The sequence below is a fragment of the Microbacterium sp. NPDC055502 genome (assembly GCF_053643635.1).
Map to the genome: position 1 here is coordinate 688,509 of NZ_JBSHKJ010000001.1, position 23,250 is coordinate 711,758.

Annotated in this window: 24 protein-coding genes; 12 read left to right on the top strand and 12 right to left on the bottom strand. The window is 72.3% G+C overall.

Going from position 1 to position 23,250, the window contains the following annotated elements:
- Window positions 1–59 precede the first annotated feature (59 nt).
- Window positions 60–1,382 carry an MATE family efflux transporter gene (locus ACWH95_RS03475; protein WP_454120174.1) on the top strand — a complete coding sequence of 441 codons (1,323 nt, stop codon included), beginning with the start codon at window positions 60–62 and terminating at the stop codon, window positions 1,380–1,382.
- A gap of 33 nt (window positions 1,383–1,415) precedes the next feature.
- Here the strand turns inward: ACWH95_RS03475 and ACWH95_RS03480 are convergent, their stop codons facing one another.
- Complete coding sequence (locus ACWH95_RS03480) at window positions 1,416–2,108, bottom strand: RNA methyltransferase (protein WP_136030783.1); 693 nt, start codon at window positions 2,106–2,108, stop codon at window positions 1,416–1,418.
- A 114-nt stretch (window positions 2,109–2,222) separates the two neighbouring features.
- Here ACWH95_RS03480 and ACWH95_RS03485 point away from each other — a divergent pair, with 114 nt between their 5' ends.
- Together ACWH95_RS03485 and ACWH95_RS03490 are read left to right on the top strand one after the other, a co-directional pair.
- The gene (locus ACWH95_RS03485) at window positions 2,223–3,503 is read left to right on the top strand and encodes an Nramp family divalent metal transporter (RefSeq protein ID WP_454120175.1); all 1,281 of its coding nucleotides are present in this window, start codon (window positions 2,223–2,225) and stop codon (window positions 3,501–3,503) included.
- Between the two features lie 20 nt (window positions 3,504–3,523).
- Complete coding sequence (locus ACWH95_RS03490; RefSeq protein WP_454120176.1) at window positions 3,524–3,826, top strand: hypothetical protein; 303 nt, start codon at window positions 3,524–3,526, stop codon at window positions 3,824–3,826.
- Window position 3,827: 1 nt separating this feature from the next.
- Here ACWH95_RS03490 and ACWH95_RS03495 read toward each other — a convergent pair whose 3' ends face one another.
- On the bottom strand, window positions 3,828–5,273 hold the full coding sequence (locus ACWH95_RS03495; protein WP_454120177.1) for a Na+/H+ antiporter NhaC family protein: 1,446 nt from the start codon (window positions 5,271–5,273) through the stop codon (window positions 3,828–3,830).
- A gap of 50 nt (window positions 5,274–5,323) precedes the next feature.
- Complete coding sequence (locus tag ACWH95_RS03500) at window positions 5,324–6,937, bottom strand: amidohydrolase (protein ID WP_454120178.1); 1,614 nt, start codon at window positions 6,935–6,937, stop codon at window positions 5,324–5,326.
- 69 nt (window positions 6,938–7,006) lie between these two features.
- On the opposite strand from ACWH95_RS03500, the gene ACWH95_RS03505 reads away from it, so the two are divergent.
- The 5 genes from ACWH95_RS03505 to ACWH95_RS03525 are packed head-to-tail and all read left to right on the top strand — an operon-like array spanning window position 7,007 to window position 9,898.
- On the top strand, window positions 7,007–7,678 hold the full coding sequence (locus ACWH95_RS03505) for a TetR/AcrR family transcriptional regulator (protein ID WP_136030791.1): 672 nt from the start codon (window positions 7,007–7,009) through the stop codon (window positions 7,676–7,678).
- Window positions 7,679–7,687: 9 nt separating this feature from the next.
- Entirely contained in the window at window positions 7,688–8,320 is a 633-nt protein-coding gene (locus ACWH95_RS03510; RefSeq protein WP_454120179.1) for a metal-dependent transcriptional regulator, read from the top strand.
- A 36-nt stretch (window positions 8,321–8,356) separates the two neighbouring features.
- On the top strand, window positions 8,357–9,166 hold the full coding sequence (locus tag ACWH95_RS03515) for an HAD-IIA family hydrolase (protein ID WP_136036235.1): 810 nt from the start codon (window positions 8,357–8,359) through the stop codon (window positions 9,164–9,166).
- 1 nt (window position 9,167) lies between these two features.
- A complete protein-coding gene (locus tag ACWH95_RS03520; RefSeq protein ID WP_454120180.1) occupies window positions 9,168–9,737 on the top strand; it encodes a YdeI/OmpD-associated family protein in 570 nt (189 codons plus the stop codon).
- The gene (locus tag ACWH95_RS03525; protein ID WP_168387172.1) at window positions 9,734–9,898 is read left to right on the top strand and encodes a hypothetical protein; all 165 of its coding nucleotides are present in this window, start codon (window positions 9,734–9,736) and stop codon (window positions 9,896–9,898) included. The genes ACWH95_RS03520 and ACWH95_RS03525 overlap by 4 nt, the downstream gene beginning before the upstream one ends.
- Before the next feature lie 27 nt (window positions 9,899–9,925).
- Here the strand turns inward: ACWH95_RS03525 and ACWH95_RS03530 are convergent, their stop codons facing one another.
- From ACWH95_RS03530 to ACWH95_RS03560, 7 genes are all read right to left on the bottom strand, one after another.
- Window positions 9,926–11,557, bottom strand: a complete 1,632-nt coding sequence (locus tag ACWH95_RS03530; RefSeq protein ID WP_454120181.1) for an ABC transporter ATP-binding protein — start codon at window positions 11,555–11,557, stop codon at window positions 9,926–9,928.
- Window positions 11,554–12,660, bottom strand: coding sequence for a serine hydrolase domain-containing protein (locus ACWH95_RS03535; RefSeq protein ID WP_366626485.1), 1,107 nt, complete (start codon window positions 12,658–12,660; stop codon window positions 11,554–11,556). Before ACWH95_RS03535 ends, ACWH95_RS03530 begins: the two co-directional genes overlap by 4 nt.
- Window positions 12,657–13,847, bottom strand: coding sequence for an anhydro-N-acetylmuramic acid kinase (locus tag ACWH95_RS03540; RefSeq protein ID WP_206252451.1), 1,191 nt, complete (start codon window positions 13,845–13,847; stop codon window positions 12,657–12,659). The genes ACWH95_RS03535 and ACWH95_RS03540 overlap by 4 nt, the downstream gene beginning before the upstream one ends.
- The gene (gene murQ / locus ACWH95_RS03545; protein ID WP_454120182.1) at window positions 13,847–14,752 is read right to left on the bottom strand and encodes an N-acetylmuramic acid 6-phosphate etherase; all 906 of its coding nucleotides are present in this window, start codon (window positions 14,750–14,752) and stop codon (window positions 13,847–13,849) included. The genes ACWH95_RS03540 and murQ overlap by 1 nt, the downstream gene beginning before the upstream one ends.
- Window positions 14,749–15,636, bottom strand: coding sequence for an ABC transporter permease (locus tag ACWH95_RS03550; RefSeq protein WP_136030808.1), 888 nt, complete (start codon window positions 15,634–15,636; stop codon window positions 14,749–14,751). Before ACWH95_RS03550 ends, murQ begins: the two co-directional genes overlap by 4 nt.
- Complete coding sequence (locus ACWH95_RS03555; RefSeq protein ID WP_136030810.1) at window positions 15,633–16,604, bottom strand: ABC transporter permease; 972 nt, start codon at window positions 16,602–16,604, stop codon at window positions 15,633–15,635. The genes ACWH95_RS03550 and ACWH95_RS03555 overlap by 4 nt, the downstream gene beginning before the upstream one ends.
- A 70-nt stretch (window positions 16,605–16,674) precedes the next feature.
- On the bottom strand, window positions 16,675–18,225 hold the full coding sequence (locus tag ACWH95_RS03560; RefSeq protein ID WP_454120183.1) for an ABC transporter substrate-binding protein: 1,551 nt from the start codon (window positions 18,223–18,225) through the stop codon (window positions 16,675–16,677).
- 163 nt (window positions 18,226–18,388) lie between these two features.
- Here ACWH95_RS03560 and ACWH95_RS03565 point away from each other — a divergent pair, with 163 nt between their 5' ends.
- The 3 genes from ACWH95_RS03565 (at window position 18,389) to ACWH95_RS03575 (ending at window position 20,877) form a co-directional block, all read left to right on the top strand.
- On the top strand, window positions 18,389–19,291 hold the full coding sequence (locus tag ACWH95_RS03565) for a MurR/RpiR family transcriptional regulator (protein ID WP_454120184.1): 903 nt from the start codon (window positions 18,389–18,391) through the stop codon (window positions 19,289–19,291).
- Entirely contained in the window at window positions 19,288–20,433 is a 1,146-nt protein-coding gene (locus ACWH95_RS03570; protein ID WP_454120185.1) for an MFS transporter, read from the top strand. Before ACWH95_RS03565 ends, ACWH95_RS03570 begins: the two co-directional genes overlap by 4 nt.
- A gap of 120 nt (window positions 20,434–20,553) precedes the next feature.
- Complete coding sequence (locus ACWH95_RS03575; protein ID WP_136036469.1) at window positions 20,554–20,877, top strand: hypothetical protein; 324 nt, start codon at window positions 20,554–20,556, stop codon at window positions 20,875–20,877.
- An 18-nt stretch (window positions 20,878–20,895) separates the two neighbouring features.
- On the opposite strand, the gene ACWH95_RS03580 is transcribed toward ACWH95_RS03575, so the two are convergent.
- A complete protein-coding gene (locus tag ACWH95_RS03580) occupies window positions 20,896–21,798 on the bottom strand; it encodes an ROK family protein (RefSeq protein ID WP_136036468.1) in 903 nt (300 codons plus the stop codon).
- Complete coding sequence (gene pyrE / locus ACWH95_RS03585; RefSeq protein ID WP_136036467.1) at window positions 21,795–22,355, bottom strand: orotate phosphoribosyltransferase; 561 nt, start codon at window positions 22,353–22,355, stop codon at window positions 21,795–21,797. The genes ACWH95_RS03580 and pyrE overlap by 4 nt, the downstream gene beginning before the upstream one ends.
- A gap of 37 nt (window positions 22,356–22,392) precedes the next feature.
- Here pyrE and ACWH95_RS03590 point away from each other — a divergent pair, with 37 nt between their 5' ends.
- Window positions 22,393–23,238 (top strand): exodeoxyribonuclease III, encoded by an 846-nt coding sequence (locus ACWH95_RS03590; protein ID WP_136036466.1) that lies wholly within the window; start codon window positions 22,393–22,395, stop codon window positions 23,236–23,238.
- Window positions 23,239–23,250 lie beyond the last annotated feature (12 nt).

Genomic DNA, 23,250 nt, shown 5'->3' on the forward strand with positions numbered 1-23,250 from the left:
GCCTACGTGCGGTCCGGGGGCACGGCACGGGTGTCGGCGCGAGGTCATAGGCTCGGAGGATGGCCGCGCGCACCTCCCTCAACCGAGAGATCCTGCGACTGGCGGTTCCGGCACTCGGTGCGCTGATCGCCGAGCCGGCGTTCCTCATCGTCGACGCCGCGCTCGTCGGCCACCTCGGCACCACGCCGCTCGCGGGGCTCGGCATCGCCGGCGCCGTGCTGCAGACCGTCGTGGGCCTGATGGTGTTCCTCGCGTACTCGACCACCCCGGCGGTCGCGCGGCGCTTCGGCGCCGGCCAGCCGGGCGAGGCCGTGTCGGTCGGGATCAACGGCATGTGGCTGGCCCTGGGCCTCGGGGCCGTGCTGGCCGTGATCGGTGCGGTGTCGTCGCCATGGCTCGTGTCGCTGTTCGGCGCGAGCGAGGCCGTGGCCGCCCAGGCCGACGAGTACCTGGTGATCTCGATGTGGGGGCTGCCGGCGATGCTCATCGTCTTCGCGGCGACCGGGCTGCTGCGCGGCATGCAGGACACGATGACCCCGCTCTGGATCGCCGGCCTCGGCTTCGGTGCCAACGCGCTGCTCAACTGGCTCTTCATCTACGGGTTCGGCTGGGGCATCGCCGGATCCGCGGCCGGCACGGTCGCCGCGCAGTGGGGCATGGTCGCCGCGTACGTGCTGGTGGTGCAGCGGCTCGCCTCCCGCCACAGCGCCTCGCTCCGGGCGCAGCGCGACGGCCTGCGCAACACCGCCACCTCGGGCGGATGGCTGTTCCTGCGCACGGTCAGCCTCCGCGTGGCGCTGCTGGCGACCGTGGCGGTCGCGACCGGGGTCGGCACCGACGAGCTCGCCGGGTGGCAGATCGTGTTCACCATCTTCTCCGCGGCCGCCTTCGCCCTCGACGCCCTGGCCATCGCCGCGCAGGCGCTGATCGGCAAGGAGCTGGGCGCCGGAGACGAGCAGCAGGTGCAGCGCGTCCTCGGCCGGACGGTCGCCTGGGGCGCGTGGTTCGGCGTGGCGGTCGGCGCTGTCATCGCCGCACTGTCGGGCGTGCTCGGGATCGTGTTCACGGGCGACCCGCACGTCGCGGCACTCGTGCAGCCGGCGCTGCTGGTGCTCGCGGTCGCCCAGCCGATCGCCGGTGTCGTGTTCGTGCTCGACGGTGTGCTGATGGGCGCGAACGATGCGCGCTACCTCGCGATCGCGGGCGGCCTGAACCTGGTGCCGTTCCTGCCCGTGCTGTGGATCATCGCGGCGACGGGAGTGGATGGCGCGGCGGGCCTGATCTGGCTCGCGGTGGCCTTCTTCGGCGTATACCTGCTCGCGCGGCTCGGCACGCTCGGCTGGCGGGTGCGGTCGGGACGCTGGCTCTCCGCCGCCGCCTGACCGTCGCGGCGCGGCGGGCCGAACACGCGCGCCTCAGTCCGCGGCGTGGCGGCGACACCACTCGTACATGATCACGGCGGCCGCGGCGCTGGCGTTGATGGAGCGGGTCGAGCCGTACTGCGTGATCTCCACGTGCGCGGAGGCCGCGGCGAGCGCCTCGTCCGAGAGCCCCGGACCCTCCTGCCCGAACAGCAGCACGCACGCACGCGGCAGGTCTGCCCGGTCGACGGGGACGGCGCCCTCGACGTTGTCGACCGCGATCACGGGCAGCCCCTCCGCCGCAGCCCAGGCGGCGAACGACGCCACGTCCTCGTGATGCACGACGTGCTGGTAGCGGTCGGTGACCATGGCACCACGCTTGTTCCAGCGGCGGCGCCCGATGATGTGCACGGTGTCGGCCAGGAACGCGTTGGCGCTGCGCACGATCGAACCGATGTTCATGTCGTGCTGCCAGTTCTCGATCGCGACGTGGAACGGGTGCCGCCGCGTGTCCAGGTCGGCCACGATCCGCTCCATCCGCCAGTAGCGGTAGCGGTCGATCACGTTGCGGGTGTCGCCGTTGGCGAGCAGCTCCGGGTCGTACTGCTCCCCCTCGGGCCAGGCGTCCCGTCCTCCCGGCCACGGGCCGACGCCGTAGCCGGGCTGGGCGAGGGACCCGCCCGCGCCGTCCGGGACCGGGGCCGCGGAGTCGTCCGTCGCCGGGCTCTCGGGCGTGCGTGCATCCATCCCGCCAGGCTATCGCCGCCCCACTGCCGCCTGTCTCGGCGGAGCGATCGTCGTCACCGAGGTGGCCCAGATCCGGATATTTAGGCAAGCCGAAAACTGCGCTACGGTTTCGGTGTGCCGAAAAATCTCGTCGCCCCCGTGACACCGTCCGCCGCCACCGCCCCGCGCAGCCTGTGGCTGCTCGGCCCCGCCCTCGTGGCCGGTGTCGCGTATCTCGACCCGGGCAACGTCGCCAGCAACATGACCGCCGGCGCGCAGTACGGCTACCTCCTGGTGTGGGTGGTCATCGCGGGAAACGTCATGGCCTGGCTCATCCAGTACCTCTCCGCCAAGCTCGGCGTGGTCACGGGGCAGAGCCTGCCGGAGGTGCTCGGTGCACGCCTGAAGCGCCCATGGGCGCGACGCGCGTACTGGCTCCAGGCCGAACTGGTGGCCATGGCGACCGACCTCGCCGAGGTGATCGGCGGCGCCGTCGCGCTGTACCTGCTGTTCGACGTGCCGCTGCTCCTCGGCGGGCTGATCACCGGGGCCGTGTCGATGATCCTGCTCGCCGTGCAGAGCCGCCGCGGCGCCCGCCCCTTCGAGTTCGTGATCATCGGACTGATGCTCGTCATCACGGTCGGCTTCCTGGCCGGCCTGTTCCTCGCCCCGCCCGACCCCGCGGGTGTCATCGGCGGACTCGTGCCCCGCTTCGAGGGCACCGGGTCGGTGCTGCTCGCGGCCTCCATCCTCGGCGCCACGATCATGCCGCACGCGATCTATGCGCACTCCTCGCTCGCCCGCGACCGCTTCGGGAGCGCGGGCCTGCCCCACGAGGAGGCCACGCGGACCGAGGCCTCCCGCATCCGCCGCCTGCTCACCGCCACGCGCTGGGACGTGTCGATCGCGATGGTCATCGCGGGGTCGGTCAACCTCGGCATCCTCCTGCTGGCCGCGGCGAACCTCGCCGGGGTCGAGGGCACCGACTCCCTGGAGGGCGCGCACGCCGCCCTGGCCGCCGGTCTCGGTCCCGTCGTCGCCACGTTCTTCGCAGTGGGGCTGCTCGCCTCCGGCCTGGCGTCCACCTCGGTCGGCGCCTACGCGGGCGCCGAGATCATGCACGGGCTGCTGCACGTGCGCATCCCGCTGCTCGCACGGCGGCTGGTGACCCTGATCCCCGCCCTCGCGATCCTCGGCCTCGGCGTCGACCCCACCCTCGCGCTCGTGCTGAGCCAGGTCGTGCTGTCGTTCGGCATCCCGTTCGCGCTCATCCCGCTGGTGGCGCTGACCGCGCAGCGGCGCACGCTCGGGGTCTGGGTCAACCGCGCGTGGACCACCATCGCCGGGGTCGTCGCCTCGGTGCTGCTCATCGCCCTCAACGCCGCGCTGCTCTGGCTGGTCCTGACGGGGGCATGAGCCCGGATAGGCTCAACACCATGCCCGCCGAGAACGCCCGCCGCACCGTCCGCATCCTCACCTGGATCGGAATCGCGACCGGGGTGATCGGGGCCGTGCTGATCGCGTTCCCGAAGGTCGTCGACCCGCTCGGACCGTGGCTGCAGCTCGCCCTCGGCATCGCCACGCTCGTGCTCGCCTTCCGCGCGCGCAAGGTCGGGATCGCCGAGGTGGAGGGCTTCGACGGGCGCCTGTCGCTCGCCGCCGCCCTCCTCGGCTTCCTCGTGGTGTTCTTCGCGGGGCAGGTGGCCTTCGGCCTGCTGGTCGCCGTCGCGAATCCGTGACTCAGGCCGCGACGAACCCCGTCACCAGATAGAGCACGAGCGAGAGCCCGGCCGCGATCCCCGCGTAGGGCAGGATCGCCAGCATGAGGTTGATCGGCTTGATGCCGATCGAACGCGAGGCCAGGATGATGCCGTCGCCGTACAGGCACGTGGTGCTGCCGAGCGCGGCGCCCGAGAACACCGCGGCACCGGCCAGGATCGGGTCGGCACCGAGAGCGAGCGCCAGCGGCAGCACGACCGGGGTGATGACGGCCGCGAGGTCCCAGAACGACCCGGTCGCGTAGGCGTAGACGCCGCACACGGCGAACACGATCGCCGGCAGCAGGGCGGGGGTGAGCACGGGCTCGGTCACCTGGATCACGAACTCGGCGAGCTGCAGGGCGATGTTCATCTCCTGCACCATGAACGCGAGCACGGTGAGCACCATCACGAAGAGCATGCTCTCGATGCCCTCGAGCGCCGCGTCCAGCACGCCGCGCACCGAGAGCCGACGCTGCACGAGCACCAGCACGACCGTGACCGCGAGGGCCGCCGCGGTACCGGCGACCACATTGGCGTCGGTCGCGATCGTGACGCCGACCAGCACGGCCATCGCGATCAGGAACGACCACGGCTGCGGCTTGCGCGCGGTGTCCGTGGTCGTCTCGAGCGCCACGGCGACGCGCTGCGCGGTCGAACCGTCCGCGTCGTCTGCGCGGAGCTCGGAGAGCAGCGCCGCGCCCTCGGCCCGGCGTTCGGCGTCTGTCGTGCCGAGCGGGAAGACGTCGCCGTCGCGCTCGGCACGCAGCGCGTCCTTCTTGATCAGGCCGAGCTTCGGCAGCCAGCCGATGCTCATCAGCAGCGCCACCGCGATGGCCGCCCAGCCGAAGAAGATGAACGGGATGGACTGCAGGTAGGCCCCGAAGCCGCTGCCGCCGACGGTGACCCCCTGCGCCTCGAACAGGCCCGAGAAGAACAGTGCCCACGTCGACACGGGGACGAGCACGGCGATCGGGGCGGCGGTCATCTTCATGATCGTGCCGAGCTGGGTGCGCGGAACCCGGTAACGGTCGGTCACCTGCTTCATCGACGTGCCGGTGGTGAGCACGTTGAGGTAGTCGTCGACGAACAGCACGATCGAGAGCAGGAACGTGAGCAGGGTCGACTTCCGCCGCGAGGTCACGAACCGCTCGACCCAGCGGGCGAAGTCGGTGACGATGCCCGACTTCTCGAACAGCATCATCAGGATGCCGAACAGGGCGACGATCAGCAGCAGCCACTGCGCCGTCTCGTTCGACAGGGCCTTGCCGGTGTACTCGACCCAGACGTCGAAGCCGCCCCAGCCGCCGAGGATCAGAGCTCCGGCGACGGTGCCGCAGAGGAGCGCGAAGAGGGTGCGGCGGGTGGCGACGGCGACCACGAGGATCACCGCGATGGGCAGGAGCGCGAGGGCGCCGAATTCGGGCATGGGGTTCACCTCGGTGTGAAAGGAAAGGGAGGGGGTGGTCGAGCCGGGGGTCAGGGCTCGACGCCGCCGACGACCGTCCGCTGTACGGGCAGGTCGGGGAGGTCGTCGGGTGCGACGTGCAGCGGGTTCTCCGCCCACACGGCGTAGTCGGCGCGGTAGCCGGGGGCGATGCGACCGAGGTCGCCGTCGCCCTGCGCCCGCGCAGCGCCCACGGTGTAGCCGTGCAGCGCCTGGTAGGGGGTGAGCACCTGGTGGGGCTCGAACACCGGGGCGTCGCGGTCGCCGGGGCGGCGGCGCAGCATGGCCCACGCGAGGCCGATCCGGGCGTCGTTCTGCGCGATCGGCCAGTCCGACCCGAGGGCGACCGGGGCACCCGCATCCCAGTAGTCGCGCACGCGCCAGGCCCGGGCGGCCCGGGCGGGGCCGAGGCGCCGCGACCAGTCGTCGGAGGCGTCGGCCTTGCGCCACTGCAGGTGCAGCGGCTGCATCGATGCGGTGATGCCGGCGGCGGCGATGCGGGCGACGTCGCGGTCGGTCGTGGTCTCCAGGTGCTCGATGCGGTGCGGGGCTCCGGTGGCGCAGCGCGCGCCCGCGGCGAGGTAGGCGTCGACGACCTCGGCGACCGCGCGGTCGCCGATCGCGTGGGTCGCGACTTGGAAGCCGGCGTCGGCGTAGCGCCGCACGGTGCGGGCGTAGGCGGCAGCGTCCTTCCAGAAGGGCTCCGTGCCGCCGCCGGCCGTATCGGGTTCGTACAGCCACGCGGTGCCCGTCTCGACGACCCCGTCGGCGTACAGCTTCACGACCCCGCCGCGCCACCGCTCGCCGCGGCGGTCGCGCATCCGCAGGTTCTCCGCCGTGCGGTCGGCGTCGAACCCGGGCTCGTGGTCGATCGCGGACACGATGCGGAGGGGCAGACCCGGGCCGTGCTCGAGACCGTCGAGCAGGTCGAGCGTGGCGAAGCCGCCGTCCATGATGGTGCCGCCCGTGAGGCCGGAGTCCCGCAGTCCGCGCAGCAGCTCGTGGCCCGCCGCGAGGGTCTGCGTGCGGTCGAGGGCGGGGGCGGCGAGGCGCACGGGCTCGTACGCCGCGAGCTCGCGCAGCTCCCCGGTCGGCCGCCCGTCGCCGTCGACGACGATGCACGAGGAGTCGTCGGTCTCGCGGGCCCCGGTGATGCCGGCGCGGCGGAGACCCTCGTGGCTGGCGAGGGCGGTGTGCCCGTCGAACACGATGAACAGGGCGGGGAGCCCGCGCACGGCGTCGTCGATCGCATCGGCGGTCATGGGGAGCTCGTGGAAGACGTCGTAGTCGAGGTTCCAGCCGCGCACCCAGGGGTCGCGGTCGTCGCGCAGCGCGCGGTCGGCCTCGGCGCGCAGGGCCGCCAGGAAGGCGGTGCCGGTGGTGATGCCGCCGAGGTCGACCCCGGCGGTGAGCTCGAGCCCCTGCAGCGGGTGGAGGTGGGCGTCGATGAGCCCCGGGGTGACCGCGGCTCCCGCGAGGTCGTGGACGACGGTGCGCGGGCCGCGCAGTTCCCGCACGAGCGCGTCGTCGCCCACCGCGAGGAAGCGGCCGTCGCGCACGGCGAACGCCGAGGCCTCCGGGCGGCGGGGGTCCATGGTCACGACGCGCGCGCCGGTGACGATAGTGTCGGCGTCGAAACCCGTCATGGCGTTCTTCCTCGAGCGAATTGAAAGAGTTTCAATAAAGTAGCAGACACCGAGCAGGAGTGAGCCACGATGACGACATCCCCGCGCAGCGTGGGCCGCCCGTCGACCAGGGTGCTCACCGAGGAGCGGATCCTCACGGCGGCGTTCCGGCTCAGCGCCGAGCGCACACCACGGCAGTTCACGATGACGGCGCTCGCGGAGTCCCTGGGCGTGCGCACCTCGGCGCTCTACCACCACTTCGAGAGCCGCGACGCCGTGATCCGGGCGATGCGCGGGCGGATCAGCCGCGACCTCGCCACCCCCGAGCCCGGGGCCCTGCCACTGGAGGACGCGCTCCTCGCCTGGGCGCACAGCTACCGCGACGCCACGATCGCCGCACCCCAGGCGATGGTCATGCTCGCCACCTCCCCCATCGACGCCGACGAGGGCTCGTTCGCCGACTACGAGCAGATCGCCCGCCTGCTCGCCGACGACGGCTGGCCCACCGACACCATCGTCGACGCGATCGTCGCCCTGGAGTCCTTCATCATCGGATCCGCCCTCGACGCCCTCGCCCCGGCGGACAACATGTCGCCCGGCGACCTCGCCCCCGCCTACCCGACCTTCGCCGAGGCCGAGCGCGCTCGCGCCCGCCTCAGCTCCGACCCCGCCCGCCGCACGTTCGAGATCGGCGTGCGCGCCCTCATCCACGGCCTCACCGCGTGGGCGCGCGCCGAAAGAGCCTCCGACGCCACCGCGTAGGCTGGACGGGTGGCCTCCCCCGCAGCTGACGACTACCTCAAGACCGTCTACGCCCACACCGAATGGCAGGACGCCCCGATCACCCCGTCGGTGCTGGCGGCCAAGCTCGGCATCGCCCCGTCGTCGGTCACCGAGATGGTGAAGAAGCTCGCCGCCGCGGGGCTCGTGTCGCACGTGCCCTACGGTGCCGTGCGGCTGACCGAAGCCGGGACGACCAGAGCCCTCGCGATGGTGCGGCGCCACCGCCTCATCGAGACCTGGCTCGTGCAGGAGTTCGGCTACGGGTGGGACGAGGTGCACGACGAGGCCGAGGTGCTGGAGCACACCATCAGCGACCGGCTGCTCGAGGGCATCGACGCCCGCCTGGGCCGCCCGCTCTTCGACCCGCACGGCGACGCGATCCCCGACGCCGACGGGCACATCGAGCGGGAGCCGTTCGTGCTGCTCGCCGACGCCGCAGAGGGGCACAGCGGTCGCGTGCTGCGGGTCGACGACCGCGACTCCGACCTGCTGCGGGCCCTGGAGGCCGAGGGGCTCACGGTCGGCAGCACCGTCGAGGTCCTCGCCGACGGCGTGCGCCTGGACGGCGTCGAGCGAGCCCTTCCCGACGGAAGCGCCGGCGTCGTGTGGATCACCGCCTGAGACCTGCCGGAAACACGCGGCCTCTAGGCTGAGCACATGGCACACCGTGACGACATCGAATGCTGGCTCACCGACATGGACGGCGTGCTCGTCCATGAGAACGACGCCATCCCCGGGGCCTCCGAACTGCTCGCCGGGTGGGAGCGCAACGACATCCCCTACCTGGTGCTGACGAACAACTCGATCTTCACCGCCCGCGACCTCTCCGCGCGCCTGCGGCAGAGCGGCCTGGTCGTGCCGGAGGAGCGCATCTGGACCTCGGCGCTCGCGACGGCCGACTTCCTGGCCCAGCAGCTGCCCGGCGGCTCCGCCTTCGTGATCGGCGAGGCCGGCATCCTCACGGCCCTGCACGAGGCGGGCTTCATCATGACCGAGACGAACCCCGACTTCGTGGTGGTCGGCGAGACCCGCAACTACTCGTTCGAGGCGATCACCAAGGCCATCCGTCACATCATCAACGGCTCGCGGTTCATCGTCACCAACCCCGACGCGACGGGCCCGAGCATCGACGGCGTGCTGCCGGCCACCGGCGCGATCGCCGCGCTCATCACGAAGGCGACCGGCAAGGAGCCCTACGTGGTCGGCAAGCCCAACCCGATGATGTTCCGCTCGGCGCTGAACAAGATCGGCGCGCACTCCAAGAAGACGGGCATGATCGGCGACCGCATGGACACCGACATCGTCGCCGGCATCGAGGCCGGCCTGCACACCGTGCTCGTGATGACCGGCATCAGCGATCGGCGCAGCATCGAGCAGTACCCGTTCCGGCCCGACGAGATCGTCGACTCCGTCGCCGACCTGCTGCCGACCATCACCGCATCGATCCCCACGCTGGACGAGGACTGACGTGGGCGCCCTCGACGACGGCGAGCGGATCGCGGCGGCCGACGCCGCGGCCTGGCGCGCCTGGCTCGAGGAGCACCACGAGCGCACCGCGGGCGTGTGGCTGCTGAGCGTGCGCGGCCGCTCCGCCGTCGGCGTCGGCTATGAGGACGCGGTGCGGCAGGCGCTGTGCTTCGGGTGGATCGACGGCCCGGTGCGCAGCTTCGACGACCAGACGAACGGCCAGTGGTTCTCGCCGCGGCGACCCGGCAGCGGGTGGGCGGCGACGAACAAGGCGCGCATCGCCGAGCTGGAGGCCGCCGGGCTGCTGGCCCCCGCGGGCGTCCGGGCCCTGGAGGTCGCGAACGCCAACGGCTCGTGGACCCTGCTCGACGGACCGGAGGCGGGCATCGAGCCGCCCGAGCTCACGGCCGCACTCGACGCAGACCCCGCCGCCCGTGAGAACTGGGACGCGTTCCCGAAGTCGGTGAAGAAGTTCGGACTCACGCACATCGCGATGGCCAAGCGACCGGAGACGAAGGCCGCCCGCATCGCGAAGATCGTGGCGGACGCCGCGGAGGGGAAACGCCCATGACCCAGAACGACCTGCTGTTCCTCGTGCTGATCCTGATCGGGCTCACGTCGCTCACCGTGATCATCGTGCAGTTCGTGCGCTCCCGTCGCGGCCGCGGCTCGGACGACGGTCGTGCCGGCTGGTGGGAAGGCCCCTGGGACGACGACGACCGCCAGCGCTGAGCCCGCGGCCGTCGCCTCCGGCCGCGGTCAGGACGCCAGCGAGGCCCCGGGGATCGCCGCCAGCAGCTCCCGCGTGTACGGGTGCTGCGGGTCGTCGAAGATGCGCTCCGGTGTGCCGCTCTCGACCACGACCCCGCGCTGCATCACGTGCACCTCGTCGGAGATCATCCGCACGACCGCGAGGTCGTGGCTGATGAAGAGGTAGCTGAGGCCGAGGCGCGTCTGCAGCTCCGCCAGCAGATCGAGGATCTGCGCCTGCACCAGCACGTCGAGCGCCGACACGGCTTCGTCGAGCACCACCAGCTCGGGTTCGAGCGCCAGCGCCCGCGCGATCGCCACGCGCTGCCGTTGTCCGCCGGAGAGCTCGTGCGGCAGCCGCTCGGCCATCGCGGCCGGGAGCGCCACCTGCTCCAGCAGCTCCAGGACGCGGGCGTGACGCGAGGCCGCGGTGCCGATGCGGTGCACGCGCAGCGGTTCCGCGATCGACTGCTCCACGGTGAACCGCGGGTCGAGCGAGGCGTAGGGGTTCTGGAACACCGGCTGCACGCGGCGGCGCAGGGCGAACAGCTCCTTGCGGCGCAGCGTGGTGAGGTCGAGCCCGTCGAACAGGATCGATCCGGAGGTGGCGTCCTCCAGCCCCAGCACCATGTTCGCGGTCGTGGACTTGCCCGACCCGGACTCCCCCACGATCGACACGGTCGTGCCGCGGCGGATCGTGAGGCTCACACCGTCGACCGCCGTGAAGGTCTGCGGCTCCCCGGCCTTGGCGCCGCGCACCGGGAACTCCTTGCGCAGGTCGCGGATCTCCACGAACGGCACGGCGTCGGTCGCGGCCGTGCGCGCGGGCAGGGCGTCGCGCCGGGAGGAGAGGCTCGGCGCCGCGGCCAGCAGCTGCCTGGTGTACTCGTGCTGCGGGTTGCCCAGCACCTGGGCGGACGTGCCCTCCTCGACCACGCGGCCCCGGAACATGACCACGATGCGGTCGGCGCGCTCGGCCGCGAGCGCCAGGTCGTGCGTGATGAGGAAGACCGCGGTCCCGAGCTCGTCGGTGAGCTGGTCGAGCTGGTCGAGGATGCGGCGCTGCACCGTGACGTCGAGGGCCGAGGTGGGCTCGTCGGCGATCAGCAGCCGGGGCTTGCACGCGAGCCCCATCGCGATCAGCACGCGCTGGCGCATCCCGCCGGAGAACTCGTGCGGGTACTGCCGTGCGCGCCGGGCGGCGTCGGCGATGCCCACCATCTCCAGCAGCTCGACCACGCGGACCTTCGTCGCCTCGCCGCTGGTGTAACCGTGCACCTCCAGCGCCTCGCCGATCTGCTCCCCCACGCGCATGAGCGGGTTGAGGTTCGACATCGGGTCCTGCGGCACGAGGCCGATCCCGGCACCGCGCAGCGAGATCATCGCGCTCTCGGGCAGCTCGGTCAGCTCGCGCCCGTCGAAGCGGATGCTGCCCGCCGTGATCACGCCGTTCTCGGGGAGCAGGCGGTTGACGGCGGCGGCGGTCGTGGACTTCCCCGAGCCGGATTCGCCGACCACCGCGACGGTCTCGCCCGCGGCGATGTCGATGTTCACGTCGCTGATCGCGGTGACCAGCTCGGAACCGGTCCGGAAGGCGACGGCGAGGCCGTCGATGCTCAGCACGGGCGGGGTGGTGCTCATGGGGTACTCGTTCCTTCGGGGTCCAGGAGGGCGGGCAGCGCCGCACGCCACAGGGTCTCGGTCGGGGCGATCTCGGCCGCGAGGAGACGGGTGCTCAGCAGCACGGCCGCGGTCCCCGTCGCCGGCACGAGGCCGAGCGCGCAGCCGGTGTAGCCCGGGTGCCACAGCAGACGGGTGGGGCGGCCGTCGACCGGCACGGTGTCGCTGCGCCAGCCCAGGGCCTGACCGGCGTCCGGGCCGTCGCGGAAGAAGTCGGCGACCGCGTCGGGGTGCCAGAGGTCGGTGTGCCGGTCGGCGTCGGCGAGCGCGGCGCCGAGCGTGAGCAGGTCGTCGACCGTGCCGAACAGGCCCGCGTGCCCGGAGACGCCGCCGAGCGCGTGGAAGCAGTTGCCGTCGTTGACGCTGCCGGCGATCTCGTCCTCCCGCCACGGGAAGTGCCGGCGCGACGTGAGGATCGGGTAGGGGTCGCCCGTAGCCACCATGCGGCGCTCGGCGGCGTCGCCGATGCCGGAGGACGCGACGGGAGGGCCGACGGGGCCGTAGCCCGTGTGCGCGAGTCCCAGCGGCGCGGTGACGAGCTCCCGCACGGCGGCGTCGAGCGGAAGGCCGGTCACCGCGGTGATGAGGCGCCCGAGCAGGATGAAGCCCAGGTCGGAGTAGTGCCGCCCCTCGTCGAGGCCGTAGCGCAGCGGCAGGGCGTCCACGACCGCGTCGGCGGGGGCGGGGTCGAGGTACAGCGGCTGCCACTCCCACAGTCCGGCGCGGTGCTGCAGCAGGTGGCGCACCGTGGTGCCGGGAGCGCACGCGGTGCCCGGGAGGAAGCGGTCGACCGGGTCGTCGACGCCGAGGTCGCCCGTGCTCACCAGGCGCAGCAGAGCCGTGGTGGTGGCCGCGACCTTCGACACCGAGGCGAGGTCGAAGGCGGTGTCGCGCGTGACCGGGGTTCCCGCAAGGTCCGCGAGGCCACCCACCGCGACGTCACGCGAGGTGCGCGTGACCACCCCGGCGACCACCGCGCGGGGGGCGGTGTCGCCGCGCATCACCGCCGCGACGGCCCCCGCAGCGCTCGCGCCGCGCACCTGGCCTGCTCCGTGGCCGCTCACGACGCCGTCGCCTCCCCGAGCGTGAGCGAATCGATCGCCGCGACCGGCTCCGGCATGTGCAGCGGGCCGGCGCCGGGCGTGATCGTGCCGAGGATGCGGGGCTCGCGGGCGCCCGTGCCGCCGGGGACGATGGCGGGGACACCGTGCATCGTGGACCAGCCGATGAGCGCGAGCAGGATCGCCTCCTTGCTGTCGGCGGGAGCCCCCAGCTCGTCGGCCAGCACGACCTCGGTCTCCGGCAGCGCGGCGCGCAGACCCTCGAGGATCAGCGGGTTGCGGCACCCGCCGCCCGAGACGGCGAGGAAGCCGATGCCCGCCGCGGCGACGTCGCGGGCGACCGTGCGGACCGTGAGCTCGGTGAGCGTGCGCACGACATCGGCGACCGGGATGTCGCGGCCCTGCGCGGCCAGGTGCTCGTGCACGTAGCCGAGGTGGAAGTGCTCCTTGCCGGTGCTCTTCGGCGGCGTCAGCGCGTAGTACGGGTCGTCGAGAAGCGCCGACAGCAGCGCCTCGTCGACGCGGCCGGTGCGCGCCACGGCCGCATCGTCGTCGTAGCCGAGCGGGTTGAGCCCGTGCTCCACGATGACCGCGTCGACCAGCGCGTTCGCGGGACCGATGTCGTAGGCGACCAGGCCGTCCTGGCGCACGACCGTCATGTTCGAGATGCCGCCGAGGTTGAGGGCCGCCGTGACCCCGGCTCGTCCGCGCAGCAGCAGCTCGTCGAGGAACGACACCAGCGGGGCGCCGTGGCCGCCCGCGGTGATGTCGCGGATGCGGATGTCCGACACCACGGGCACCCCGACCCTCTCCGCGATCCAGGCGGGCTGCCCGATCTGCAGGGTCCCCAGGGCGTGGGCGCCGTCGACCCAGTGGTACACGGTCTGCCCGTGGGAGCAGATCGCGTCGACCCCGCCGACCTGCGCGGCGATGTCGGCCGCGACGTCGGCGAACGCCTGGCCGATGAGGGTGTCGAGCTCCGCGACCTCGGCGAGCGTGGTCGGCGCGGGCGGGAGGGCGGCGATCAGCCGGGCGCGCAGCTCCGGCGCGTACGGCACGCTCGTGGCCGCGAGCACGGTGCCGGTCAGGTCGACGCCGTGGTCGGTGAAGCCCCCGCTGGTCGCGAAGTCGACGACGGCGGCGTCGATCCCGTCGTGCGAGGTGCCGGAGATCAGTCCGAGGACGCGCATCAGTTCTCCTCCAGTGCCGTGCGCAGGCGTCCGCCTGCCGCGGTGAGTCGGGTGGTGGCCGCGGCGAGGTCCTCGCCGCGGCGGATCATGATCGACGCGAGCTTCACGTCCCAGGCGGCGGTCTCCAGCGCCGCGACCGCGGTGTCGCGATCGACCTCGGCGATCGTGCGCACCATGCGGATCGCGCGCTCGCGGAGCTTGTGGTTCGTGGCCTTCACGTCGACCATCAGGTTGCCGTAGGCCTTGCCGCCTCGCACCATCGAGATGGTCGAGAACATGTTGAGCACGAGCTTCTGCGCCGTGCCCGACTTGAGGCGGGTGGAACCCGACAGCACCTCGGGGCCGACCTCGACCTCGATGCCGTGCTCGGCGACGGCGCTCAGCGGTGTGTCCGCGTTGCACGACAGCCCGATGCCCAGCGCCCCGCGCTCGCGCGCCCGGCGGACGGCCGCGACCACGTACGGGGTGCGGCCGCTCGAGGCGATGCCGATCACGGTGTCGAGCGGGCCGATGTCGGCGGCGTCGATCGCGGCGGCTCCGGCCTCGGCGTCGTCTTCCGCGCCCTCGACCGGGTTCACGATCGCGCCGGGCCCGCCGGCCATGATGGCGAACACCAGCTCGGGCGGCGTGCTGAACGTGGGCGGGCACTCCGAGGCGTCGAGCACCCCGATGCGACCGGGCGTCCCTGCCCCGACGTAGACCAGCCGTCCGCCCCGCGCCATGCGCTCCGCGGTGGCCTCGATGGCCGGGACGATCTGCGGCAGTGCGCGCCGCACGGCCGTGGGCACCGTGGCGTCGGCGTCGTTCATGGTCTGGGCGAGCTCCGCCACGCTCATCTGGTCGAGTCGCGCGTAGCGGGGGTCGCTGGCCTCGGTGGCGAGGGCGCCGAGATCCTCCAGGGTCATCGCTTCCCCCGGTTCCGCGGGTCGAGGCTGTCGCGCAGCCCGTCGCCCAGCAGGTTGAGCCCGACCACGAGCAGCACCACGACCACGCCGGGCGCGATCATGGTCCACGGCGCGATGGTGACGAGCGTGCGCGCCTCGAAGATCATCGAGCCGAGCGACGGCGCGGGCGGCGGCGTGCCGAGGCCGAGGAAGCTCAGCGACGCCTCGGTCAGCACGGCCCACGACAGGGACAGCGTGACCTGCACGATGATGATCGACGTGATGTTGGGCAGCACGTGCCGGAACATCGTGGCCATGCGGCCCTGCCCCGTGCTCTTGGCGGCCTTGACGTACTCGACCTCGCGCAGCGACAGCACCGGGCCGCGCGTGACGCGGATGAAGATCGGCACGTAGACGATCGCGATGGCGACCGCGATCGTGAACCAGTTGCGGTCGAACACCGAGGCGAGCGACAGCGCCAGCAGCAGCGGCGGGAACGCGAACAGGACGTTGGTGACCGCGGTGATCGCTCCGTCGGAGATGCCGCGGTAGAAGCCGGCGATGAGGCCGCAGACCGTGCCGACCACGGTCGCGAACGCCACCGCGACGACCGAGATCAGCGCCGAGTTCGCGACGCCGGCGGCCACGCGCGAGAACACGTCGCGGCCGAACTGGTCGGTGCCGAACCAGTGCACGGCCGACGGCGGCTGCAGACGCGAGGGCGGATCCTGCGCCAGCGGGTCGAAGGGCAGCAGCCCGAACGCCGACACGACGCTGAGCACCGCCAGCAGGAACACGATGATGAGGCCGGCGAGCCCGCTGCGGCTGCGCAGCAGGAGACGCACGCGCTCCATGGTGCGCCCTCCGCCGGGGGCGAGGGCCGGTGTCTGAGAGATGTCGGTCATGCGGCACGCACCCGGGGATCGATGACCCGGTACAGCAGGTCGGTGAGCAGGTTGACGATGACGAAGGCGAGCGCGATCACCAGCACGGTGCTCTGCACGAGCGCGTACTCCTTCTGCTGGATGCCGAGCAGCACCTGACGGCCGATGCCGGGGAGCGAGAAGATCTGCTCCACCACGACGGCGCCGCCGAGCAGGTAGCCGAACTGCAGGCCGGTCATGGTGACGATCGGGACCAGCGCGTTGCCGAGCACGTGGCGCACCTGGAGGCGGCGGGGCGGCACGCCCTTCGCCCGGGCCGTGCGGATGAAGTCGTTCGCGCGGATCTCCAGCACGGCGGTGCGGGTCGTGCGCATGATGGGCGCCGCGATGCCGAAGCCGAGCACGATCGACGGGAGCAGCATCTGCTGCAGGTTCAGCAGCGGGTCGTCGAACAGCCGCGCGTAGCCCTGGCCGTTGGGGTTGAAGCCGAGCGACTGCGCCAGGATCGCCAGCAGCGCCGTGCCGAGCAGGAACGCCGGGATGGAGAGGCCCGCGAGTCCCACGACCTGACCGACGCCGTCGCGGAGCGAGTCCGGCTTGGAGGCCGACAGCATGCCGAGCGGGATGCCGATCGCGAGGGCGATCACGATCGAGAGGATCGCGAGCTCGAACGTGACGGGCAGGGCGGCCGCGGTGAGGTCGAGCACGCTCGTCTGCGCCCGCGACGAGAAGCCGAGGTTGCCGGTGAAGATGTTGCCCAGCCAGGAGAAGAACTGCACGAACAGCGGCTGGTCCAGGCCGTAGTAGGCCTCGAGAGCCTCACGCTGCGCCGGGGTGAGCGCGGCGGCCTCGGTGCCGAGTCCCGAGCTGATCTGGTCGCCGGGGATGGCGCGCAGCATCAGGAAGACGAACACGGCGACCCCGAAGAGGGTGCCGAGGGCTGCGAGGATGCGTCGCAGCACGCTGTTGCGGAGGAGCTGTCTGAACATGCGCGTGTGAGGGTGCCTGTCGTCGGAGGGGGACGGAGGGGGCGCGGGCGGCCGCGCCCCCTCCGGTCCGCTACTGGATGGAGGTGGTCCGCAGGTACTGCAGCGAGCCGTTCGCCATCGGGGTGAAGCCGTCCACGCTGGTGGCGGTGGCCGTGTAGGTGTAGCTGGTGAACAGCCAGACCCAGGCGGCGTTGTCCTCGAGGTTCTCGGAGACCTCGGCGTAGATCTCCTTGCGCTTCTCGGTGTCGGCGGTCTGGCGGCCCTCGGCGAACAGCGCGTCGAGCTCGGGCGAGGAGTACCCCGCGACCTTGTTCAGGTTGCCGGTGCTGGTGAAGTAGCGCCCGTACATGCCGTCGGGGTCGGGGCGTCCGCCGTTGAGGGCGACCGCGGCGTCGAAGTCGGCGGCGATCCAGCGGTCGACGAACGCGCCGGACTCGAGCACCTCGAGGTCGAGCGTGATGTCGGCGTCGGCGAGCTGCGCCTTCAGGTTCTGCGCCTCGTTGACGGAGGTGGCGTACTCGCCCTGCGACACGATCGTCTTGATCGTGACGCCGTCCTCCTTGCCGGCCTTCTTCAGGTACTCGGCCGCCTTGTCGAGGTCGCGCTCGGGGCACGGGCGCGCGTCGGGGTCGGACTTGAACGCCGGCGACGTGATGGGCCCGGTGACCTCGCCCTCGCCGAGCGCGGCGGTCTCCAGCACCTCCTCGCGGTCGATCGCGCACTGGATCGCGAGCCGCACGTTCACGTCGGCCAGGTCGCCGCGCGTGGCGTTGAGCTGAAGGGCGTGGTAGCTGAGCTGCGGGGTCGTGGCGACCTCGACGTTCGCGCCCTCGGCGGTCTGGGCGACCAGCGGGTCGTCGAACACCGCGAGCTGCACGTTGCCGGACTGCATGGCCGACACGATCGACGACTCGTCGGGGATCACGCGGAACTCGACCGTGTCGAGCAGCGCCTTGTCGCCCCAGTAGTCGTCGTTCTTGGCGAGCGTGAGCGACTGGCTGGCGGTGCGGTCCTCGAGCACGAACGGGCCGGTGCCGTTCGGGGTGGTGTTGAGCGCTTCCTCGGTGTCGTCGGAGGAGAGCATGGCCATGTTGATCACGGCGAGGTTGGCGGGCAGGGCCGCGTCGGGGGCGCTGAGGGTGAGGGTGACGGTGGTCTCGTCGGTCGCCTCGACCGCGGTGACGGACGCCAGCGAGCTGCGCGCGACGGCCGCGGTGGCCTCGGCGGCGATCGCGTCGAGGGAGTACTTCACGTCTTCGGAGCCGAACGTGCTGCCGTCGGCGAAGGTGACGCCCTCGCGGAGGTGGAAGGTGACGGTGAGGCCGTCTTCCGAGACGTCCCACGACTCGGCGAGGCCGGGCACCACGTTCAGGTCCTCGTCGAACTCGGTGAGCGTGCCGTACAGGTTCTGCAGGACGTTGACCGCCTGGAACTGCGTGGCCTTCCACGGGAAGAGGGTGTCCGGGTCGCTGGTGACGCCGATGACGAGGTCGCCGCCCGCGGTGCCGCCCTCGGAGGGCGAGGGGTTCGACGCCGGCGCGGAACACCCGGTGATGACGAGCGCCATCGCGACGCCCGCGGCGGAGAGAGCGCCGAATGACGCCCGCCGTACTGTGCTCATGCTGTTTCCTCCTGGCTGGGACCGCGTCGCCCTGGCTGGGTTCAGGCGATGCTGCCTGACGTCCCGTGAACATCGTCGGTCTGGGTGGTACCAAAAGTACACGAAGGTCGCTGTCGGTGTAACAGAAGTTCCTCTACTGTTATGAACACCGATCGGAGAACACATGTCCCACGACGCCGCCCGCGACGACGCCGGCGCTCCCCCCGTGCTGGTGCGCATGCGGGCGATCCGCCCCGAGCTCCGCCCGAGCGAGCAGCGCATCGCCGATCTCTTCCTCGCCGACCCGGCCGCCACCGCCGGCCTCTCGGTCGCCGAGCTCGCCCACCGCTGCGACACCTCCACCACCTCCGTCGTCCGCTTCTGCAAGCGCCTGGGATACGAGCACGTGCGCGAGCTGCGCAACCACGTGCTGCGCGAGGTGGAGCGCGAGACGTACGACACCGCCGCGCTCCCCGCCGTATCGGGCGACATCGACCGCAACGACACGCTCGCCGACATCGTGGCGAAGGTGTCCCTCGCCGAGACGCTGTCGCTCGCCGACACCGCCAAGGTGCTCGACACCGAGTCGCTGCGCGCCGCGGTCGAGGCGATCACGTCGTCGAGCCGCGTCGACATCTTCGGCGTCGGGGCCAGCTCGATCGTCGGCCTCGACCTCCAGCGCAAGCTCACCCGGATCGGGCGGACGGCCCTGGAGTGGTCCGATCCGCACGCCGCCTGGACCTCCGCCGCCACCCTCGGCCTCGGCAACGTCGCGATCGCGGTGTCGCACAGCGGCGCGACCACCGACACCATCGAGTTCCTCCTCCTCGCCCGCAAGGCGGGGGCCACCACGATCGCGATCACCAACCACGCGGGCGCGCCGCTGGCCGGGCAGGCCGACATCGTGCTGACGACCGCCGCGCGCGAGACCGGGTTCCGCTCCGGCGCACTCGGCAGCCGCATCGCCCAGCTCATGGTCGTCGACTGCATCTTCATCGGGGTCGCCCAGTCGAACTACGACCGCTCGATGGAGGCGCTGCGCGACACGTTCGCGGCCGTGCACCACGTGCGCGCCAACGGCGCATGACGGGCGCGGACGGCCGGATCCGCCTCGGCCTGTTCAGCGCGTTCGCAGGACTCGGCGTGACCGCGGCGTTCGTCCCCGCCGTGCTGCCCTCGGCGCAGCGGGACATCGGCGCCGACCTCAGCGCCGCGGTGCCCGTGCTCTTCGCCGGGCTGCTGGTGGGCGTGCTGGCCTCGGGTCCGCTGCTGACGCGGAACCCCCCGCGCACGACACTGCTGCTCGGCAGCGCCCTGCAGGCCGTGGCGCTCGTCGCCGCCGCGTGGGCGGGCGATGCGGTCGTGTTCATCGCCGCCGCCGCCGTCGCCGGGTTCGGCTTCGGGCTCGTGGAGGCCTCGGGCTCGGTGGCCGCGAAGGCCGCGAGCACGGGCAGCGCGACCGGGCTGCTGAGTGCGCTGATGGGCACGGTCGCCGTGTGCGCCGCGGCCACCCCGCTCGCGGTGGTGCTGGGAGCGCACACCCGTCCGCTGCTGGCCCTTCTCGCCGCGGTGCCGCTGGTGACCGTGTCGGTGCTCATCGCGCCCGTGCCGACGGTCGCCGCGAAAGCCCCGGCGCCGCGTGACGTGCGATCGCTCGCGGTGCTGCTGCCGTTCGCGCTCGCCCTGCCGCTCTACGTGGGGGTCGAGACCGTGCTCTCCGGCTGGTCGGCCGTGATCCCGGAGCGCGTGCTCACGCTCGAACCGGCCGCGGCGGCGCTCGGCACCTCCGCGTTCTGGGGCCTGATGGCGGCGGGCCGTTTCGGGGCAGCGGCCCTGCGCCGCGCGTCGGTGCCCCCGCTCGCGATCCTGGTCGCGGCCACGGCGGGCGCGGCCGTGCTGATGGGCGTGGCCGGCGCGCTCGTGGGCCCTCAGCCGGTGGGAGCGCTCGTGGCCCTGGCGGCGGTGGTCGTGCTGCTCGCGCCGAGCTACGGCCTGATCCTCGGCCTCGCCCTCGACCGCCTCGACCCCGCACGGAGCGCCGCCGTGACCGGGGCCCTGGTCGCCTGCGGCGCGGTGGGCGGCACCTTCGTGCCCACGGTGATCCTGCTCATCGGTCGGGATCCGGCGGCTCCTGCGACCTTCGTCGTCTCGGCCGTGCTGTGCGCTGTCGTCCCGGTCCTGATGCTCGTGACGTCGCGCTCCGGACGGCGCGTGTCGGCGACCGGCTGAGGCGCTCCTCCTCCCCCATCCGCGCCTCTCTCCCCTTCCTCACAGATGCCGGGATTCCGGGAGTCGCCACACCCGCGGCGACGTATCGTCGAAGACACACCGCACCCGAGGAGAGCATCCGTGTCCACCGACAGCCTGACGGTCGTCATCAGCGCGATCGGCATCGTGCTCACCCTCGGCACCGGCATGTTCGCCGCCATGGCCTGGGTCGTGCGCCGCATCGATGCCGTCGACGCGAAGCTCACCACCCGCATCGACGCCGTCGACGAGAAGCTCACCACCCGTATCGACAGCGTCGAGGACAAGCTCACCACCCGTATCGACACCGTCGAGGAGAAGCTCACCACCCGCCTCGACGCCGTCGCATCCGACGTCACCGACCTCAAGATCGCGGTCGCGCGACTTGAGGGACCGCCCCGCCACCTGCTGACCGCCGCCCGCTGAGGGCGTGCGCGTGAGGGTTCAACGGAGCGCGAGGGCGGCGGCGCCGATGAGGGGCCCTTCGTCGCCGAGGCCCGAGCGCACGGCCCGGGTACGCCGGGAGTACGGGTGCACCGCGTGCGCGGTGAGCGCCTGCTGCACGAGGTCGATGTAGTCGAACGACACCCGCGAGAACCCGCCGCCGATGGCCACCACGTCGAGGTCGACCAGGGTCGCGGCGTCCGCGAGCGCTTCGCCGACCGCGCGGGCCGAGCGCTCGATGGCCGCGCGGGCGATCGCGTCTCCGGCTGCCGCGTCGCGCGCGAGGTCCTCCCCCGTCGCGCCGGTCCACCCCTGCTCCTGCGCCCAGGCGGCGCTCGCGGGGCCGGAGGCGATCTCCTCGAGCGTGAGCCCTCCCTCGCGGCGCACCTGACCGAGGTGACCCGCGTTGCCGGTGGCTCCCGGGATGTAGGCGCCGTTCACCACGAAGCCGCCGCCGACGCCCGTCGACACCACGATCGACAGCGAGGCCCCCGCGTCACGGGTCGCCCCGAGCCACGACTCCGCCAGGGCGAGGGCGCCCCCGTCGTGGCCGAGCGTCGTGGGAAGGTCGCGGCCGAGCACCGCCGTCGCCGCGTCCCGCACCGCCGCCGCGAGGGCGAAGCCGTGCGCGAGCGGCATGTTCACGGGCTCGATGGTGCCCGCGACGCGATCCACCGGACCGGCGCTACCGATCCCCGCCCCGACGAGTTCCGCGTCGGCCGGCAGCGCGGCCAGGGCGTGCCGCACGATCGCGTCGACCGCGGCGGCGAGGGCCGGGGGCGTGGCCTCGCGCCCGGTGGGCTGGCGGCTGCGGCTGCCTTCGACGAGCACGCCGTCCGCCGAGACGAGGGCGGCCTCCATCTTGGTGCCGCCGACGTCGACGGCCAGGGCGTAGCGGGTCACTGCGGGTCGAGCCCGAGGTCGTCGAGGTCGAACGCGGCGCGCCACTCCAGCCCCTCGGCTTCGATGGCCGCCTGCGCTCCGGTCTTGCGGTCGACGATCACGGCGACGGCCACGACCTCGGCGCCCTCCGTGCGCAGCGCCTCGACGGCCTTGAGCGCGGACTGCCCGGTGGTCGACGTGTCCTCCAGCACGACCACGCGCTTGCCCTTCACGTCGGCGCCCTCGATCTGACGGCCGCGGCCGTGGTCCTTGGGCTCCTTGCGCACGACGAACGCGTCGAGCGGACGGTCGGTGCCGACCGAGGCGTGCAGCACGGAGTTCGCGATGGGGTCGGCGCCGAGCGTGAGACCGCCGACCGCGACGACGTCGAGGTCGGCGATCAGGTCGAGCATGATCCGGCCGATGGCGGGAGCGGCGCGGTGGTCGAGCGTGAGCTTGCGCATGTCGACGTAGTAGGTGGCCTTCTTGCCGCTGGAGAGGGTGAAGTCGCCGTGGAACACCGCCTCGTCGGTGATGAGGTCGAGGAGGGTCTGGCGGTCTGCGTCGAGTGCGGTCACGGCATCCAGTGTAGGAGGCCGCAACTAGGCTGGACGCATGCGCTTGGCCACCTGGAACGTCAACTCCATCCGCACCCGTGTCGCCCGCACCGTCGAGTTCGCCGTCCGTGAAGACATCGACGTGCTCGCGATGCAGGAGGTGAAGTGCAAGCCGGAGCAGTTCCCCTTCGCCCCCTTCGAGGAGGCCGGCTACCACGTCGAGGTTCACGGCCTGAACCAGTGGAACGGCGTCGCGATCGCCAGCCGCCTGCCCATCACCGACGTGCGCACCGCGTTCGACGGGATGCCCGGTTTCGCCAAGGGCCACGAGGGCCCCGACGCTCCGCAGGAGGCGCGCGCGCTCGGGGTGATGGTCGACGGCGTGCGCGTATGGAGCCTGTACGTGCCGAACGGGCGCTCCCTCGACGACCCGCACTACGCGTACAAGCTGCACTGGCTCGAGCAGCTGAGGCAGTCCACCGCGGCCGAGCTGTCGGCGAACCCCGACCTGCCGCTCGCCCTCGTCGGCGACTTCAACATCATCCCGTTCGACCACGACAACGGCGACCCCGACATCGTGGTGGGCCGCTCGACGCACGTCTCGCCCGCCGAGCGTGAGGCGTTCTTCGCCCTGGCCGATGCCGGTGTCACCGATGTGGTGCGCCCGCTGCTGCCCGAGGGCTACACCTACTGGGACTACCAGCGGCTCAAGTTCCCGCGCAACGAGGGCATCCGCATCGACTTCATCCTCGGTTCGAAGACGCTGGCCGACGCGGTCACCGGCGCGTCGATCCATCGCAACGAGCGCAAGGGCGAGCAGCCCAGCGACCACGTGCCCGTGGTGGTGGACCTCGACTTCGGCGGAGCAGACGCCGACGACGACCTGCCGATGATCTTCTCCTGACGGAGCGCGACG